Raw genomic sequence first — 17,117 nt, forward strand, 5'->3', positions numbered from 1 at the left:
GGCAAAGTGACTGACGAAACTAGGGACTTAGTGGAGGGGCAATGCTGGAAACGGTAATTAACGATGTCACCGGAATTTTTCGGTCGACATTTATGAGTGGCGACTGGATCGCACTAATGATCGCATTTGGATCGGTGCTGGTTGCATCAATCATGATGCGCCGGGGTACGCAAATAGGGTCGATGACGTTGCTGGCGCTGGTGGTGTTTGCCATTGGCGGTTATTTGCGCGGTTATTTTCGGGGAACACCGGTTGAAACGGCAACTTATGGCGACCGTGCGGTTTCCCAACTTGAGGCGAGTTGGACCCACTTTATGAATCTTCAGGCCGGGACGTTATTGGCCTATTTCATCGCTTTTATGGCGTTGATTCTCGTATTGTTTAGCTTGCGCTCAGTTATCTCTCGCTAGTACAAGCTAATTAAATTGGGGCGGCTGCGGCGTTATGCATACGTCGCAGTCGTTCTCTTATGTAGGTGTGCTATTTCCCTTCGCGTGGCTTTGGGGCATAAGCGCGCCATGAGCGATAGTGTAATGACACCACAATCCAATATCAGCGTCGGGGAGACCTACGCAATGGCTGGGCCGGGCGATTACTTTGCCCTGCTAAAACCGCGAGTCATGTCGCTGGTGATTTTTACGGCCCTTGTGGGAATGTTAGTTGCTCCGGGTAAGCTGGATTTTTTTCTGGGTGCGGTTTCATTGTTGGCGATTGCGGTTGGCGCTGGTGCGTCCGGTGCGCTCAATATGTGGTGGGACGCTGATATAGACGCGGTGATGTCGCGGACGATTAAACGACCTATCCCTGCGGGACGGGTTCCGCGTGCTGAGGCTGCGGCTTTTGGCGGGTTTTTGTCGGTGTTGTCGGTTGCCCTTTTGGGACTCGCGTCGAATTACCTCGCTGCCGGACTTCTTGCCTTCACGATCTTTTTCTACGTTGTTATTTATTCCATGTGGCTCAAGCGTGCGACGCCGCAAAATATTGTTATTGGCGGTGCTGCCGGGGCCTTGCCGCCGGTAGTTGGGTGGGCTGCGGCCACAGGCACGGCACCTTTTGAAGCATGGTTGTTATTCACCATTATCTTTTTATGGACGCCGCCGCATTTCTGGGCGCTAGCCCTATATAAGCGCGGAGACTATGAGCGCGCGGGCATTCCCATGATGCCGGTCATAAAAGGTGAGGCATCAACGCGCCGCCAAATATTCGCATACGCCCTAATCCTAGGGGCTGTAGGCGTTACGCCATATTTCATGGGTATGGCTGGATTATTTTACCTAGCGATCAGCGCAATTTTAGGTGTTGGGTTTATCGCCCTTTCGTGGTCAGTGCTGACGGCAAAGCCGGATGATTATGGCCCCGCAAAAAAGCTTTTTGGCTTTTCGATCCTTTATTTGTTTGCGCTTTTCGCCGCACTGTTAGTTGAAACCATAGTCAAAATGGGAGCGGGTCTATATGTCTGATGATAATGTCGAACCGCATGCGCCGCGCGCATTGACGCCCGAAGAAAAGAAACAGCGAAATCGTCGTAATTTGGCTGTTGCTCTCGCCCTTGGGGCATTCATTCTGACCGTGTTCTTGGTCACGATTATGCGCATTGGCGGCGCAGTGGCGGATCGACCCTTTTAAGGGAGCGTATTTGTGTCGTCTTCAATGAACGAATCAAAGGCCAATAACCAAAAGACTGCGATGATCGTTTCGGCAGTTGTGGTGGGTATGATCGGATTGTCGTTTGCGGCAGTTCCGGCCTATCGGGCATTTTGTCAGGTCACCGGCTGGGGCGGCACCACGCAGCGTGCAGAAGCCGAGGCGGTACAAGTCTTAGAGCGTAAAGTCACCGTTCGTTTTGATAGCACCGTCGGCAATGGCCTTCCTTGGCGATTTAAGCCAGAACAGGTCTCTCAGTCGCTTCATATTGGTGAGACGGGCTTGGCTTTTTACGAGGCTGAGAATCTGACCGATCATCCGGTTACAGGCCGGGCGACGTATAACGTTTCGCCCGCTAAAGCCGGGCTTTATTTCCGTAAAATTGAGTGTTTTTGCTTCACTGAGCAAACCCTTCAGCCCGGCGAAAAGGTTTCCATGCCGGTGACCTATTTCGTCGACCCTGAGCTGAATAACGACAAACATCTCGATGATGTGCAGACAATCACCCTGTCCTATACGTTTTTTAGCTGGGACAACGGCGAGGATGCTGACGCCGATACCGACACTGCGGCTGAATAGCGCGGGGGCAGGCGACACAGGCGCTTGGATTTTTGGCCCGTGGCAGTATAGAAAACGTCAAGATTCCGCGAAACGAATAAGAGGGACGAACCATGTCCGGTGCCGAAGTTAAACACGATTATCATCTGGTCAATCCATCGCCTTGGCCGCTAGTGGGTTCACTTAGCGCGGCGGTTATGATGATCGGTGCTGTTGCATGGATGAAATCCGGCGCGGGCGAGGCTGGCATTCAGGTCGGTGGTATCGCCGACGACGGATCAGCCAATCTGATCGGGCTCGGCGGAAACTGGCTTTTCTTGCTCGGCCTTGGCGGCGTTTTGGTGACGATGTTCGGTTGGTGGCGTGACATCATCAAAGAAAGCTTAACCGGCGAGAGTACTGCGCTCGTTATTCGCCTTGGCCTTCGGTATGGAATGCTTCTTTTCATCGCTTCGGAAGTGATGTTCTTTGCTGCCTGGTTCTGGGCATTTTTCGGTGCGGCCTTATTCCCTGGCGCGATGGAGCCTGTCATTCTTGGGGACGGCTCACAAATGATGAATCCTGCTGGTGATCCGGCTTGGATCGGCAATGATGGCCGCGTTCATGCGACCGGGGGTGTTTGGCCACCAGTTGGTGTTGAGCCGCTCAGCGCTTGGGGACTGCCGCTGATCAATACACTGATCTTGTTGCTTTCGGGGACGACCGTGACATGGGCGCACCATGCTGTTCAGCACAATGACCAAAAAGGCCTTATTCAAGGTTTGATCGTAACGGTCATTCTCGGGTTTATCTTTACGTGCTTGCAGGCCGTCGAATATTACGAAGCCCTCCATTTCGGGATGTTCTCATTCTCCGGTGGTGGCATCTATGGCTCCTCGTTCTTTATGGCGACAGGCTTTCATGGGCTTCACGTGGTAATCGGGACAATCTTCCTCTTGGTTTGCTTGTTCCGTGCGATGGCCGGCCACTTCACACCAGAGCGCCACTTCGGATTTGAATGTGCTGCGTGGTATTGGCACTTTGTTGACGTGGTTTGGTTGTTCCTCTTCGCGTTCATCTATGTCCTCGGCAATCAGGGCCTATTGTCCTAGATCGCTGCGGGCAAAAAACAGGAGTGCTTATGCGCTCATTGCCCGAATTGAAGACACGAATTGACGTTAAATTTGTAATCGCCGCGCTTGCGGCGATTGCTTTGTCTGGTTGTCTTGTGTCCGAAGAACCGATCCTCACCGAAAAGAATGGCAAGGCCCGTCCCCTGAAAGCGGGCGGATATCAGTCCTGTGCGATTGCCGATGATGGCAGTTTAGAAGACTGCGAGCTGCTAATCGTCGCGAGAACCGATGATCGTAGCTATCTGGTTGAGAGTGATGAACAAGAGCCAACGACGGGGCTTCGCTTTCGTCGCGTAAAGCGCAAGAGTTACGTTGCGCAAATGCAAGAGAATGATGGCTACGCGTATTATTATGCGGCGGGTGATCGAAACCGCTTGACCCTGACCATGATGGAATGTCCGGATCTGCCGGCGGATTTGCGCGCAACGCTAATCGAAAACGGGGATCTTGCCTCCGATGATGCAGATTACGAATTCTGTACTGTCCTTTCGCTTAAAGGGCTTACCGAAGTGGGACGTGCCTATGCGGACGGGGAAATTGAAAACGACTCGCCATTATCGCTTGTGCTGACGGCCCAAGAGTAAGGGGGCGGTCATGAGTTATTACCCGCCTGTTTCGCCCTACGCTGCCGGGCTTGGGTGCAAATGCCCCCGTTGTGGTCAGGGTGCGCTTTTTGATGGATATCTCAAGCTCAGAGGCGAGTGTGAGGCATGTCATCTCGATTATGCCAAAGCTGATAGCGGCGATGGGCCGGCGGTTTTTGTGATTTTCATTGTTGGGTTTGCGGCCGTAGCAATGGCGTTTATCGCGCGATTTGTGTGGGCCGCACCAATCGGTGTCGCGCTTTTGCTGAGCATTGGTTTTGCGGTTGTTTCAATTCTACTGATCATTCGCCCGCTAAAAGCAACAATGATTGCTTTGCAATATGCAAACAAAGCGGCGGAAGGGCGGTTGAAAGAATAGCTTATGTTGCAAGGTCGAAAATTTCAGTTCCGCCCGACACTAACGATTTTCGTCGCGCTCGCGCTCGGTATTCTAATATGGCTCGGCACATGGCAAGTGCACCGTCTTGAGTGGAAAACCGATTTGATCACCAAGGTTGAGAGCCGATTGGACGCAGCGCCAATCCCCTTCGCAGAGGCTATCGCGCGCGCCGATGCTGGCGAAGATATGGAATATACGCCAGTAAAAATAATGGGTGAACCCCGTAGCGAAGTCGCACCCGTGTTTGGCTCTTTAGATGCAAAGGCCGGGATTTATCTGTTCGTGCCGTATGAAACTGCGGCGATTGGCACGGTCTATGTGAATCTTGGTTTCGTACCACAACAAGTTGAGGTGCCGATTTTACCATCTATGGGAATGTCAGAGGTGACGGGTCTTTTTCGGCGGGCAGAGGTTCCGACACCTCCCGCAAGTTGGTTTAGCCCAAAAGGGAAATCCGTAGACGGATTGTGGTTTGTTCGCGATCCTATGCAATTTGCTGGTGAAGCGAAAATTGAAACGGTACCATATTATATGGATCAGCTTTCGGTACCCGGCCGGGAATGGCCTAAGGGCGGAACAACAAGAATAGAGTTTAATAACCGCCATCTTGAATATGCGCTGACATGGTATGGATTGGCTTTAACGCTAGTCGGGGTGTGGCTTGTATTCTCTTTGCAACCGGCTAAAGGCGACAACTGAACTGATTGCTGGTAGGTTGGTCATTGAGCTGCGTTTGGGGGACCAATGTCATTGCAACCGCTTTTCGATTCGCCGTGGGTGATTCAGGTTCATGCCTTTAGTGCGTTGGCGGCATTTTTTCTTGGGATCATTCAACTCTCTTCACCAAAGGGTACGTTGCCGCACAGAACGCTGGGGGCGATATGGGTGATACTGATGATTGCTGTCACGGTTAGTAGTGTCTTTATTCGCCCTGCACTGGTGCCAGGTTTACCGTTTATGCAATGGTTCAGTTTTATTCATCTGTTTACGGTTTTAACCGCGTTTGGACTATTTGGTGGAATCCGGTTCTTGTTAATGGGTGGCTCCAATATGAAACAACATAAAGGGCCGTTTATTGGCATGTTCGTTGGCGGATTGGTCGTTGCTGGCGCGCTGGCGTTTCTTCCCGGGCGGATCATGAATAAGGTTCTGTTTGGCGGTTAGGGCGTGCGTAACTTTCGTTCATAGGCGCTAACCAATGTCATATACGGATTGACCTGATCAAAAATTGGGTCGGTTTCCGCATCTGGCGCATAGTTTTGGTACATCTCAAAATGCAGGTGATAGGTTGTGGGTACGCGCTCACCTGAGGAGTTAAAAAAGTCATTGGAAACCCGGCCAATGCGTTGCCCTTTTGTTACGAACTCGCCGTCGGAGACAGATAGCGCATCCATTTTTAGATGCAGATAACGATACAACGTTCCATCATCAGTCTGTAGACGGACTGTATATTTTGACGATGCTGGCGCGACTATGCGCCCATCCTCGACAGCGACAGCCCAGTGCTGGCTACCACTTTCCGGAATGCAGGTTGCTGGGCGAATATCGACACCTTCATGACCGCCCGTGGGACACATGATCTGGCTGCGGGAACGCGACTCACAAAATGTATCCTGCCATGGGTAATCATAATTTGATGTCTCGCATTGACCGCCATTCATTCCGTTTAAGCTGCCCTGATACCCGCCATGGCGATAAACTTGACTGTTTAAAAAGGCTGCATCTTCGAGCGGGAACAACATGTCAGGGCGATAGATTGTTGTGTCTTGGTGCCCTGGTTCCGAATTCGGCAATAGGTCACCTGCCGGGACGTAGCTAAATACACGGCCTTCTTCGTCATCCAAAAATTCTTCTTCCGGAATCGGGTCTGGCTCAGTCGGTCCCGGATCAATCGGTTCTGGATCAGTGGGGTCCGGATCCGCCGGGTTGTCGGGCCCCGGGTCCATCGGCGTTGGTGTTTCACCCGGCTGTTCACATGCGGCTAAAGCAAAAATAGCCATGAGGGCAGTAATTGTTTTTCTGGCGTACTCCATCATTCACCTCCGGCGAGTTCGGGGTTTGCGAGGATCATCGATTCGGCGAGACCGGTTACATATTCGTCTGCGGCGCATCGCGGATCGGTCGCGGGATCACCACATTCGATGGTCATGACATATCCGCAACCGAATTTTGAAAAGCTAAGGTCAACACCGAAATCATTTCGACTGATGTGATAGACGGCATCTGTTCCGCGTAGGCGTTTCGGTACGGCGCTTAGTCGTTTGCGTGCGGCAACAATATTTGGGTCGCCACCGATCACTCGATTGCAGGTACCGGAAATCATCAAGCTCGCCTCCGCATCAATTGCTGTTGATGCGGTGTAAACATTTTTCATCCCATAGAGTTTCATTGAGTCGGTAATATTTAGGCTGGCGGGAATAAGGACCGGGACTTGAACATCCGCAATCTCGCGCTGATCAGCACTTTTTAGGCGCTCGGAAGAAACTGCCCTTATCCCGATCTGAGGTGCCGGAGCTGCGGAGAGTGCGCGTGTAACAGACAGGGTTTCCGTTCGACTTGATTGCTCAGTCTCGCGGCTGATTTGAAGTGTCTCGCGTAGCTCTTGGATGTTTGGCGCACGGTTGATTGTTTCTGCGCGGTTTGAACGATCATCTGATCTGGCGCGAAGTGCGGACGCCAGCCCACGACGCGGAATGCGTTTTGCTTTTTCTTTCAGTGTACGTTGAATCTCTTCCGGATTGGGTGGCGTTTGTGGTGCTGCTTGAAACTCCCCATCTTCCGGGGGCGGAGATTGCTGTGCCAGTACGCTTCCACCGGCGATTGCTGCTAGGCAAAATCCCGTAACCAGTGCGTTCTTCATGTCTCCCCCTTAATCGACTAGAATTATCGCTCCGTAAGTTTGAATTCGATGCGCCGGTTTTGTGCCAGCGCAGAGCCTGAAAAGCCAGAAACGATAGGTGCTGCTGATCCTGACCCCGTGGCCAAGAGGCGGCGTTCTGGAACGCCACGGCTTTGAATGAATTCTACTACAGAAATCGCCCGTTGTGCCGATAAATCGAGATTTGAGTCAAATTTCGCACGACAAGACGGTCCCAATGGTGATTGATCGGCGTGACCATCGACCCTAAGGACCCAGTTTACCTCGGTGGGAATGTCGCCCTGAATATCAAGAAGGGCAGTGGCCAGTTTTTCAAGCTCAAGCTTCCCGGCTTCACCGAGGGTGGCTGAGCACGACCCAAACAGGATGTCGCTTTCAAAAATAAACCGATCACCGACGACTTTGATGTCTGTTCGATCACCAAGCGCGGCGCGCAATGCTTCGAAAAAGCGTGAGCGAACTTCCTGTAGTTCCTGGACCTTTCGGGCAAGTGCGGCATTCAGGCGTTGTGAAAGGTTCTCTATCTGTGCTTGCTGCTCTATGTCTTTTGCCTCAGCAGCATCGAGGGCTTCTTGAAGGCTCGCGAGCTGCCTACGCAGTGCTGCGATCTGTGCATTGAGCGTTGCAATTTCGCTCTTTTGTTCATCGGACAATGCTTTTTCCGCTTCAAGCTCTTCTGCCGATGCGGCGACCGCTGACTGGCTCGCGGCGAGCGCGAGGCCGAGCCCCGCAAGTTCGGCGTCTTTCTTCTCGATGGTGTCCTCAAGTGCCAGAACTTGCGCCGCAAGGCGGTCGCGTTCTGAGGTGGCCAATCCTAGCTGATCATTGAGATTGTTGATCTGTGCGATCAATCGCGCCAGTTCGTCGTCCTTGGAGGCCAATTCATTTTTGACCGAGGCCAAGCGATCACCGAGATAAAACTGGGCGACAACGAAAATCGAAAGAATGAACATCAGCACGAGCAGCAACGTCGACAGCGCATCGACAAAGCCTGGCCAGATGTTCGCTTCTGATCTGGAGCGCCTGCGCGCCATGATTATTCTCCGCCGCCGACGCGGATTAATGTGCGGTTTAGCGCTCTGATCTCGTCTTTTAACTCCGACGTCTGACCCGCATGAGCCTTGATCTGGGTGTCGGTGTTGGCTGCAAGCGCGGTTTCAAGAGCGTTGATTGCATCAGCAAGGTCGCCATCGGTAGAATAGCTCGACCCGTCTTTGCTGCCGCTACGCACCGTTTCCGTCATGCCTGCAAGCCAGTCTTCAAGATCTGTATAGAAACGATTTTGTGATTGTCCGGCTTGTAGATCGAGAAAGCCCACAACAAGGCTGCCGCCGAGACCGAACAGGGATGACGAAAATGCGGTGCCCATACCCGAAAGTGGTTTTTCCAAATTTCTGATCAGTTGCGCGACTGCGTCTTCTGCGGGACCTGCGGTGTTGGCAAGGCCGCTGATCGTTGCGCCAACCGCATTGACGGTTTCCAACAGACCCCAAAATGTACCCAATAGGCCGAGAAAGACCAATAAGTTCATGATGTATCGGCCCATCTCACGGCCCTCATCCATCCGCGTACCAATTGAATCGAGGATTGCCCGTGATGACTCTGGTGAAAGACGTCCTGATCGGGAATCGGCATCAAGCAGTAATTTCGACATCGCGTTAATCAGGTTGGGTGCACGCGGTAAGCGTGAGCGCGCGGGATCGACAGACTCGCGGAAGGCTTCGACCCACCGAACTGCGGGGGCGATGACCCCGGCCTGACGAAGATTGTAAATAATGCCGACGGCGAGCACGCCGAGAATAAGGCCATTCAGCGCGGGGTTGGCATTGAATGCATCAATCAAAAGGGACGTGGGCTGCGGACTCCATGGCGAGAGATAATAAACAATCGCCCCCACCACGAGCAAAAAGATGAGCATATTCATGATGTAACGACCGGGCCGGACAAATTTTACCGACCGTTCAAGCGAGCGTGACATTCAATTCCCCTTGCATCAGCTACCCCACTGCATGGTTACATTATTCAATAAATGCGCCGTCGGATACGGCGGATCACTGTTTTTGCGCCTATTTCCTGCCTGTGTGTTTACGCTAAGCCACATTAGTTGGCTGCGGCCCACCTCGCCCAATGCCTAATGCTTAATGATGACACAAGAAATCTGCGCACAATTTGCGCATATTTCTTGACGTGACACTACGATGACGGATATATGACAGATTAGTGACATAAAAATAAAAAACGAACGGAGACAAAAGATGCAGATAAAACAAATCATAATGGCAATCGCGGCCGCTTTTACCCTTAGCGCCAGCGTGCAAGCATCAGACTTTGGAAGCGCCCCAGCCGATTACGAAACCCTTGTGATCGAATATTTTGGCGAGCGTCTCGCTGAACCACGGTCAGCGCGATATGATTTCTCTGGCCAGCCATATCAGGTTTTTGCAGATCTACGTGGTTATGATGGTCTGCCATGTTGGGCAGTCGATGTCCGTGTGAAATCGCGCATGCCAAACGGTAGCCGCGGAAGCTATGTTTCTTACACAGTCCTTTTCCTAGATGGCGAAGCTATCGCGCTTGAGGAAGATGTGTTGCGGATGGTTCGCGCTTAACCATAGACCGTCTTAGGTATTACAAAAAACCTCGGCAATCAGCTTGCCGGGGTTTTTTGTTGCGTGTTGATCGGGTGATGATATCGGGTTGCGTTGAGATCAGAGCAATCGGATTGCCATTCCCCCATCAACGGATAGTGCGGTGCCTGTTACGAAACTGGAGCGATCTGATAATAGATAAAGCGCCGCTTGCGCGATTTCTTTAGGGGCAGCCAAGCGCTTCAGTGGGTGCAGATTTGCAATGAATTCATGCGTGTCCGGATTATTTCCGGCCATTGCTGTTTTTGTTCCTCCAGGAAGCACAGAGTTTATCCGAATACCATCTGCGGCATGTTCAGCGGCAAGGGCTTTTGTTAAACCGATCATGCCAGCCTTTGATGCCGCGTAAGCGGCCATTCCCGGCATTCCGCCGTTGTCATGGCCCACAAATGAACTTGTGAACACGATAGCGCCGCCGTTTTGTCGGACCATCACGGGCAGTTGTGCTTTTGTGGCGTAAAAGGCACTAGTTAAATTCGTTGCGATAACGGCGTTCCAGTTTTCTGTATCCATTGTCGGAACGGTGGTCATATCTCCCATGATGCCCGCATTGTTAAACGCCCCATCCAGCGTTCCATACTTTTCGAGTGCAAATTCTACGAGCGCCTTGGAGTAAGCTTCCTCCGTGACATCTCCAGCAAGGCTGGCCGCAGTCCCATTGCGCCTGTTGATTTGATCAACCAAAGACTCCAGTTCGGTTTTTCGTCTTGCGCCAAGAACCACGTTCGCTCCCTCAGCAGCAAAAAGCAGCGCTGCGGCTTTGCCGATACCGCTGCTCGCACCTGTGACGATGATAGTTTTGTTTTTCAGATCCATGCTCATGCCTTTCGATGTTGCATGATCGTGGTTCTACTGATCAGAAAATGTGGTACGCGACCCGTTTCCTGCGCCTAGGGAATATTTTTAATCGGCAGTAATATTTGCCGAAATGTCCTGCGGGATCCGTAACTGCGCTAGCTCAGCAATCATATCTTCGGCGAGGGCCGCTTGTGCCGCCTCGTTGATGCCGCGGTGTAACTCAATCCTTAGGGCAGTGACGTTTGATTGAAAGCGCTGTCCGAGCCGTGTTGTGTCAGCGTCATGGGGGATTTCACCTAGAGCTTTGGCGCGGTCAAAGGCGGCTATGATGTCTTTCAGGATTTCACTGAGATAGGTTGACGCATCTGCCGAAATTCTTTCGTCTGTGGCGCTCGTATCAAGGATTGTTTTGATCAACATACACGCCCGTCCATGCGGGTCATTAGGGCGGCACGCACCTAATTGGCGCAAATAATTGGCCAGCCCGTCCATCGGAGATTTCGCTGTCTCGAATTCCGCTTTCAGCGCTTTTTGCGATTGTTCGAAATATCGCTTCAAGGTTTCCCGATACAACGTTTCCTTGTTGGTGAACGCCGCATAGATACTGCCGGGTTTCATATTCAACGCGGCCTCAAGGTCTTTGAGTGATGTCGCATGGTACCCCTTTTCCGAAAATAAATTGAGGGCTGCATCAATGGCGACTTCGCGGTTATAGGGGCGAGATTTTTTCATGGGCAACTAGCTCGGGTCGAAAGAGGTTTCACGCATTTTGTTGAGTGTTTACTCAAAATAGGCATGTTTCACCACTAAACAAGTGCCGTTTAAAGGGGTAACCGGCGAAACGAAAAACGCCCGCTGATCATTAATCAGCGGGCGTTTTCTGCGCGCACATTGGCAAAGCTTAGAGTTCGCTTGCCTTTTTAACTTCGATCTCGCCGAGATTGAGTGATTTAATTCCCGGTTCGATTTTTTCCCGGTCCCCGACAATAACCCATATCAGGCTCTCAGGATGGATCACTTCCTCCGCAGCCGATGTAATGTCGCCGATAGAAAGTGCTTCATATTTGTCTTTGACAGTGGCGGGGTAATCCCATGGCCGACCATAACGTTGGCTTGCCGTCAGGCTTCCAAGAACATCGCCAGCAGTTTCGTAAGAGCCGGGCAGTGAACGGACATTGTTCAGGACAGTTCGCCCGAGCTCTGCTTCGGTCGCGGGCTTGGTGTCTTTGTAGGCATTCAGCTCACTGATGAGCTCTTGTAAAGACTCTTTGGTTTTATCAGTTTGTACCGGCGCATAGACTAGATATGGTCGTTGCCCGGCTGCGCCTTGCATGAATGTATAGGCACCATAGGCCCAGCCCTTGTCCTCGCGTAGATTCATGTTTACCCGGGCAGAGAAAACACCACCAATGATATCATTCATTGCACTGATCGCTATTGCGTTTGGTGCATTGGACGGTGGTGCCACATGCGCCGCAAGAATAAGCGACTGTGGCGATCCGGGCTTGTCGACAATGATGACTTTTCCTTTTTGTGGCCGATCAACACTTGTGATGTTTTTTTCTGGCTTGGGTGTGTTCGGTGATGACCAACGACCAAATGCTGATTCGAGCATGGGTTGGATTTCATCGACAGTTGTATCACCTACAACAAAGATTGTGGCGTTATCCGGGCGTAACCATTTGTCATGGAAGCCGGTCAGGTCTTCGCGCGTTAGAGAATTAATCGATTCAACTGTACCCGATCCAGTGAATGGCGTCGCATAGGCGTGTCCGTCGCCATAAATTTCTGGTGGCAGAAGGCGAAGGGCTAATGAAACGGGTGAGGCCTTTTCTTGCTCGATACCGGCGAGCCAGCGCGGCCGTAATTTATCAATTTCACTTTGCTCAAATGACGGATTACGGATCACGTCGGCAAGAAGGTCGAGTGATGGCTTGAGGTTATCTTTCAGTGCTGACATCGACACGCTTGAAGTATCGAGATTGGCACCGGCTGACATATTCGCGCCGAGCGACTCGAGTTGCTCTGCGATTTGCGAAGCTGAACGCTTTCGCGTTCCCTCGTCCAGCATAGATGCAGTGAACGACGATGCGCCCAGTTTACCGCCGGGGGTGCTGTCGGCGGCATAGCCAGCATCAAACTGTACGGCGATCTCGACGAACGGAACAGTGTGGCGTTCTGCAACGATCAATTTCATGCCATTGCTGAGTGTCGTTTCATTGACTTCGGGAAACACCAGATCCGGCGTGGATGTAACCTCGGGAAGTCCGGTTGAGCGGTCCACATTTGAAGAAACAGTCGTGTATTCTGGAAACGGAAGAACGGTAAGTTGGTAATTTCCGGCGGTCATAACGTCTTGTGCCGCGGCTAGAACTTCTTTCGGTGTGGCCGCCTCCAGCCATTCCAACTGCTTTAGAATAAAGCCCGGGTCGTCCGCATAAAGGGCACCTTGGGCGAGTGTTACGGCCTTGCCGCCAAAACCGCCGACTTCTTCCAGGCCACGCAATACGTTCGCTTTGATGCGTGTTTTGGCGCGTTCAAGTTCCGCTGTCGTTGGGCCTTTGGCTAGAAAGGTCGCAATGGTTGCTTCCATCTCGCGTTCGACCAATTCAAGGTCGGCATCCGCTTTCGCGTCAACGGTGACCGAATAAAAGCTCAGCAATTCTTGTGTTTGGTTGTTTGCACTTGCGGAAGTCGCGACTTGAAGTTCGTCAATCAGCTTTTTGTAGAGTCTTGATGTTTTCCCGCCGCCCAAGACTTGTGAAGCAAGGTCAAGCAACACAGCGTCTTTGGTAGTTCTTCCGGGTGCGATCCAGTTACGATCAATCCGTGGTTGGGGGACCCGATCAAACATCACTTCACGTTTGTCGACAGCAAGTTTGGGGGCGTTCGCTCTTGTTTGCGTGACGGGCGGTCCCGCAGGAATATCGCCGAAATATTTCTCGACCATAGTGCGTGCGGTTGCGGTGTCGATGTCACCAGCTAAAACCAGTACCGCGTTAGCGGCCCCATAGTAATCTTTGAACCACTGTTGGGCGGTTTCTAACGATGCTGCCTCAAGGTCCTCCATCGATCCAATGGTGCTGTGGCGATAGGGGTGACCCGCTGGAAGGAGGCCAGCAAGGGTCGAGTATTCCATCATGCCATAGGGTTGATTGTCGCTTTGGCGTTTTTCGTTTTGCACCACACCGCGTTGTTCATCGAGTTTCTCTTGGGTGACCGCGCCCAGTAGGTGTCCCATGCGATCCGATTCCATCCATAGAACTCGGTCGAGGGCGGTTGTCGGAACAGTTTGGAAATAGTTCGTACGGTCAAACCATGTTGTGCCGTTTAGGCCCGTTGCGCCGACATCCTCGAGTGGACCAAACCAATCGTCGTCATAATTTTCGGAACCGTTGAACATGATGTGTTCAAACAGATGCGCAAATCCTGTTTTGCCCTGGGGTTCATCTTTTGACCCCACGTGATACCAGATCGAAACAGCAACCAGTGGTGCTTTGCGATCTTCGTGGACAACAACCTTTAGGCCATTGTCGAGCGTGAATTGTTCATAGGGCAGATCAATATCTGCGGCATTGCCAAGTGCTGGCGCAACGGCCAGCATAACAGCACTGGCAATGGAAAGGCGCAATTTCATATCCAAATCCCTTCAACAAACAAAATGTGTTACTGATAGCATTAACACCAGAGACCTTGGGGTAAAGGTCTCTGGTTGTTCAATCTAACGTTCAGAACAAACGTTTTGTCGATGAAGGGTGGGGTGTGGCCTTATCGTGGGGCGCGTTTGGCCAGAATGCGCTGAAGTGTGCGACGGTGCATCCCGAGACGACGAGCCGTTTCTGAGACATTGTGGTCGCAGAGTTCGTAAACCCGCTGGATATGTTCCCAACGAACCCGGTCAGCTGACATTGGGTTTTCCGGGGGTGGCGGGCGCTCGCCGGGGCGTGCCAACAGCGCTTTTTCTACGTCATCCGCATCGGCGGGTTTAGATAGATAATCAATAGCGCCGGCTTTTACTGCGGCAACGGCGGTCGCAATATTGCCGTATCCGGTCAACATCACAACGCGGCAATCTTCGCGTGTTTGGCGGATTTGTTCGACCACTTGCAAGCCGTCACCATCTTCGAGGCGTAAATCGACAACGGCAAATGCGGGTGCGATGTTTTTGATCATCAAAGCAGCGTCACTCACGCCTGCAGCAAGGATCGGCTGAAAGCCCCGTTTTTCAAGCGCCCGGCCCAATCGAGTGCGAAATGGCTCATCGTCATCAACGATTAGCAATGTCGCATCCGGCGGCAGCGATTGGTCGTCAGCGCGGGCTTCATCTAGGTTGGTCATGTTTCTTCTTTCGGTATCAAAAGGCTTCCCATAAATGCGCTTTTTCGCGCGTAATTCAAGCAATTAGGTTCGAAGAACCGGCCGATATTACCCATGATGCCCCCACCCATGCGCCAGTTTTGGCTTCATCGGGTTCCTGCCAACGCCGATTCTCAAACTCTACGGTTGCGCCGGTGGCTTCGAGTAAGGTTTTAGCGATGAAAAACCCAAGCCCGAGGCCGCTTTTTTCGCTACTCGGCAATGGTTGTCCGCGATGGCCGGCGCGGGTGCTCACATAGGGCTCGCCGAGCCGTAATAATATATCGGGCGTGAAGCCGGGGCCGTCGTCTTGCACCATTACTGTTAATTTTTCGGTGTCCCAGGTGGCGAGTACAAGAACATCTTTGCGGGCAAAGCCAGCGGCGTTTTCGATGAAATTGCGCAATCCGAAAATCATTTCTGGCCGTCGTTTCAGGATCGGTATCGGCAATCCATCAAGGCTTTTTGTTTCGATACGGATGGATGGGCCATTGGGCTGATCAATAAACGGCGCAGCTGCTTCGCGCATTAATGCATCAACAGAAAGCTTGTCGTGAACCGCATCACCCGCATCACCATGCCGCGAGAGGCGCCCCAGAATGTCGCGACATCGTTCCGCCTGACTGACCAAAAGCGCTGCATCGTCAATTAAGTCCTCTTCCTCAGAAAAGGTACGTTCGATTTCGCGCTGCATTTCCTTGGCTGTAAGCTGGATGGTCGCAAGCGGTGTGCCAAGCTCATGTGCGGCGGCGGCGGCGAGGCCACCCAGCGCGGCTAGTCTTTCTTCGCGGGCGAGCACAAGCTGCGTTGCCGCAAGGGCTGATCGCATTTGAACCGACTCAGCTGCGATGCGGTGGGCGTAAACGGCAAAGAAGATCACCGAAAATGAAAGCGCGGCCCAAACGCCAGCTTTGTATATGGTTTCAAACTCCAGGGTTTCGCCGGGATGCCACGGTATCGGCATATGATTGAGCGAAAGAACGCTGACCCCAAAAACCGCAAGCGCAGTGATCGCCGCCGTATAGCGCAACGGCAGAACGCTAGCTGCAATGGTAACGGGCGCAATAATCAGTGCAGAGAATGGGTTATGTAGTCCGCCGGTGAAATATAAAAGCGAGCATAGTTGTATGATGTCAAAAGCGATGAATGCCGCCGCTTCGCGATCACTCAAAAACCGTTGGGGCGAAAATCGCAAAATTGTGAACAGGTTCAGCCACGCGCTGGCCGCGATTGCGCCGAGACACAATCCTAACGGGGTCGGGAAACCGAGGGCGAAATGAACCACCACAATTGCGGCGGTCTGACCCACAACGGCTAACCACCGAAGCGCCGTCAGTGTGCGTAAGCGAACCGGACCGCGCAGCGCATTCATAGCGCCCTGACTATCTGCGAGTGCATGCGACATTGCGCGGTATTAGCCTGACTGTCCTTGCAAAGGGAAGATGTTTAGAAGAAGCAAGGTTTCGATCTTTGAAGGAGAAGGCAATGCGCGCGCTATTGGTGGCTATGATTTCTGTTGGGGTTGTGGCTTGTGGTGGGGCCGAGACCGGAACCACGACCGATATCCCGACGCAAGGCGTGGTCAGCCTTTCCGAGCAATTTACGGGCGATTTTGACCTTATTGACGAGAATGGCGCGCCGGTAACTGACGAAGATTTCGAAGGCAAAGTGATGTTGGTCTATTTTGGCTTTACAAATTGCCCCGATGTCTGCCCCGGTGATGTGGGCGTGATGAGCGCCACGTTGAACGTGCTGGGTGATGAGGCAAGTGAAGTCGCGCCGATCTTTATTTCAGTAGATCCCGAACGTGATAGCCCGGATGCATTGCGTGATTATTTTGGTTTTGATGACCGTATAATTGCGCTTACGGGCTCAATGGAAGCCGCAGCAAAGGCCCGTGAGGGGTTCAAGCTTTATGCACAAAAAGAAGAGCTTCCGGGTAGCGCGCTCGGTTACACCATGAACCATGGTCGCTTTTTTTACCTCACGGACCGAAACGGCCAGCCGAATTATGGTGTGGTCGGTGGTGTCAGCCCCGTAGAGCTAGCTGAATTGGTGCGACGCAACATTTCACAATAATACTGACTCTTTGAAAACTCAATAAAATACAATGGTTTACGCTAATTCGGTGGGTGTTCG

20 protein-coding genes are annotated in these 17,117 nt (G+C 52.2%); 11 read left to right on the top strand and 9 right to left on the bottom strand.

Annotated elements, in window-relative coordinates; genetic code table 11:
- Positions 1–41: 41 nt before the first annotated feature.
- From ABFZ84_RS05605 to ABFZ84_RS05645, 9 genes are all read left to right on the top strand, one after another.
- On the top strand, positions 42–410 hold the full coding sequence (locus ABFZ84_RS05605) for a hypothetical protein (protein ID WP_369312957.1): 369 nt from the start codon (positions 42–44) through the stop codon (positions 408–410).
- 108 nt (positions 411–518) lie between these two features.
- On the top strand, positions 519–1,460 hold the full coding sequence (locus ABFZ84_RS05610; protein WP_407067072.1) for a heme o synthase: 942 nt from the start codon (positions 519–521) through the stop codon (positions 1,458–1,460).
- Complete coding sequence (locus tag ABFZ84_RS05615) at positions 1,453–1,626, top strand: hypothetical protein (protein WP_369312958.1); 174 nt, start codon at positions 1,453–1,455, stop codon at positions 1,624–1,626. The genes ABFZ84_RS05610 and ABFZ84_RS05615 overlap by 8 nt, the downstream gene beginning before the upstream one ends.
- Before the next feature lie 12 nt (positions 1,627–1,638).
- Positions 1,639–2,223 carry a cytochrome c oxidase assembly protein gene (locus ABFZ84_RS05620; RefSeq protein ID WP_369312959.1) on the top strand — a complete coding sequence of 195 codons (585 nt, stop codon included), beginning with the start codon at positions 1,639–1,641 and terminating at the stop codon, positions 2,221–2,223.
- Positions 2,224–2,315: 92 nt separating this feature from the next.
- Positions 2,316–3,293 carry a cytochrome c oxidase subunit 3 gene (locus ABFZ84_RS05625; RefSeq protein WP_369312960.1) on the top strand — a complete coding sequence of 326 codons (978 nt, stop codon included), beginning with the start codon at positions 2,316–2,318 and terminating at the stop codon, positions 3,291–3,293.
- Positions 3,294–3,322: 29 nt separating this feature from the next.
- The gene (locus ABFZ84_RS05630; RefSeq protein WP_369312961.1) at positions 3,323–3,898 is read left to right on the top strand and encodes a hypothetical protein; all 576 of its coding nucleotides are present in this window, start codon (positions 3,323–3,325) and stop codon (positions 3,896–3,898) included.
- A 10-nt stretch (positions 3,899–3,908) separates the two neighbouring features.
- On the top strand, positions 3,909–4,277 hold the full coding sequence (locus ABFZ84_RS05635; protein WP_369312962.1) for a DUF983 domain-containing protein: 369 nt from the start codon (positions 3,909–3,911) through the stop codon (positions 4,275–4,277).
- Between the two features lie 3 nt (positions 4,278–4,280).
- Positions 4,281–4,997 (top strand): SURF1 family protein, encoded by a 717-nt coding sequence (locus ABFZ84_RS05640; RefSeq protein ID WP_369312963.1) that lies wholly within the window; start codon positions 4,281–4,283, stop codon positions 4,995–4,997.
- 45 nt (positions 4,998–5,042) lie between these two features.
- A complete protein-coding gene (locus ABFZ84_RS05645) occupies positions 5,043–5,462 on the top strand; it encodes a DUF2306 domain-containing protein (protein ID WP_369312964.1) in 420 nt (139 codons plus the stop codon).
- Here the strand turns inward: ABFZ84_RS05645 and ABFZ84_RS05650 are convergent.
- From ABFZ84_RS05650 to ABFZ84_RS05665, 4 genes are read right to left on the bottom strand one after another with little or no spacing between them, the layout of a single operon-like run.
- The gene (locus ABFZ84_RS05650) at positions 5,459–6,334 is read right to left on the bottom strand and encodes a M23 family metallopeptidase (protein ID WP_369312965.1); all 876 of its coding nucleotides are present in this window, start codon (positions 6,332–6,334) and stop codon (positions 5,459–5,461) included. The two genes, ABFZ84_RS05645 and ABFZ84_RS05650, sit on opposite strands and share 4 nt — an antisense overlap.
- Entirely contained in the window at positions 6,331–7,158 is an 828-nt protein-coding gene (locus ABFZ84_RS05655) for a hypothetical protein (protein ID WP_369312966.1), read from the bottom strand. Before ABFZ84_RS05655 ends, ABFZ84_RS05650 begins: the two co-directional genes overlap by 4 nt.
- A 23-nt stretch (positions 7,159–7,181) precedes the next feature.
- Complete coding sequence (locus ABFZ84_RS05660) at positions 7,182–8,210, bottom strand: peptidoglycan -binding protein (RefSeq protein WP_369312967.1); 1,029 nt, start codon at positions 8,208–8,210, stop codon at positions 7,182–7,184.
- Between the two features lie 2 nt (positions 8,211–8,212).
- On the bottom strand, positions 8,213–9,154 hold the full coding sequence (locus tag ABFZ84_RS05665) for a hypothetical protein (protein WP_369312968.1): 942 nt from the start codon (positions 9,152–9,154) through the stop codon (positions 8,213–8,215).
- A gap of 277 nt (positions 9,155–9,431) precedes the next feature.
- Between ABFZ84_RS05665 and ABFZ84_RS05670 the strand changes: the two genes are divergently transcribed.
- Complete coding sequence (locus tag ABFZ84_RS05670) at positions 9,432–9,785, top strand: hypothetical protein (RefSeq protein ID WP_369312969.1); 354 nt, start codon at positions 9,432–9,434, stop codon at positions 9,783–9,785.
- Positions 9,786–9,884: 99 nt separating this feature from the next.
- On the opposite strand, the gene ABFZ84_RS05675 is transcribed toward ABFZ84_RS05670, so the two are convergent.
- The 5 genes from ABFZ84_RS05675 to ABFZ84_RS05695 form a co-directional block, all read right to left on the bottom strand.
- Positions 9,885–10,640, bottom strand: coding sequence for an SDR family oxidoreductase (locus ABFZ84_RS05675; protein ID WP_369312970.1), 756 nt, complete (start codon positions 10,638–10,640; stop codon positions 9,885–9,887).
- Between the two features lie 87 nt (positions 10,641–10,727).
- Positions 10,728–11,354 carry a TetR/AcrR family transcriptional regulator gene (locus tag ABFZ84_RS05680; protein WP_369312971.1) on the bottom strand — a complete coding sequence of 209 codons (627 nt, stop codon included), beginning with the start codon at positions 11,352–11,354 and terminating at the stop codon, positions 10,728–10,730.
- 169 nt (positions 11,355–11,523) lie between these two features.
- Positions 11,524–14,259: a M16 family metallopeptidase gene (locus ABFZ84_RS05685; protein ID WP_369312972.1), complete on the bottom strand. Its 2,736-nt coding sequence runs from the start codon at positions 14,257–14,259 to the stop codon at positions 11,524–11,526.
- Positions 14,260–14,390: 131 nt separating this feature from the next.
- Positions 14,391–14,960 (bottom strand): ActR/PrrA/RegA family redox response regulator transcription factor, encoded by a 570-nt coding sequence (locus ABFZ84_RS05690; protein ID WP_369312973.1) that lies wholly within the window; start codon positions 14,958–14,960, stop codon positions 14,391–14,393.
- Between the two features lie 55 nt (positions 14,961–15,015).
- Positions 15,016–16,383, bottom strand: a complete 1,368-nt coding sequence (locus ABFZ84_RS05695) for an ActS/PrrB/RegB family redox-sensitive histidine kinase (RefSeq protein WP_369312974.1) — start codon at positions 16,381–16,383, stop codon at positions 15,016–15,018.
- Positions 16,384–16,463: 80 nt separating this feature from the next.
- Here ABFZ84_RS05695 and ABFZ84_RS05700 point away from each other — a divergent pair, with 80 nt between their 5' ends.
- Positions 16,464–17,057, top strand: a complete 594-nt coding sequence (locus ABFZ84_RS05700; protein WP_369312975.1) for an SCO family protein — start codon at positions 16,464–16,466, stop codon at positions 17,055–17,057.
- The last annotated feature ends 60 nt before the right edge of the window (positions 17,058–17,117 follow it).

The sequence above is a fragment of the Hyphococcus lacteus genome, from assembly GCF_041058985.1.
GTDB classification, from domain to species: Bacteria; Pseudomonadota; Alphaproteobacteria; order Caulobacterales; family Parvularculaceae; genus Hyphococcus; species Hyphococcus lacteus.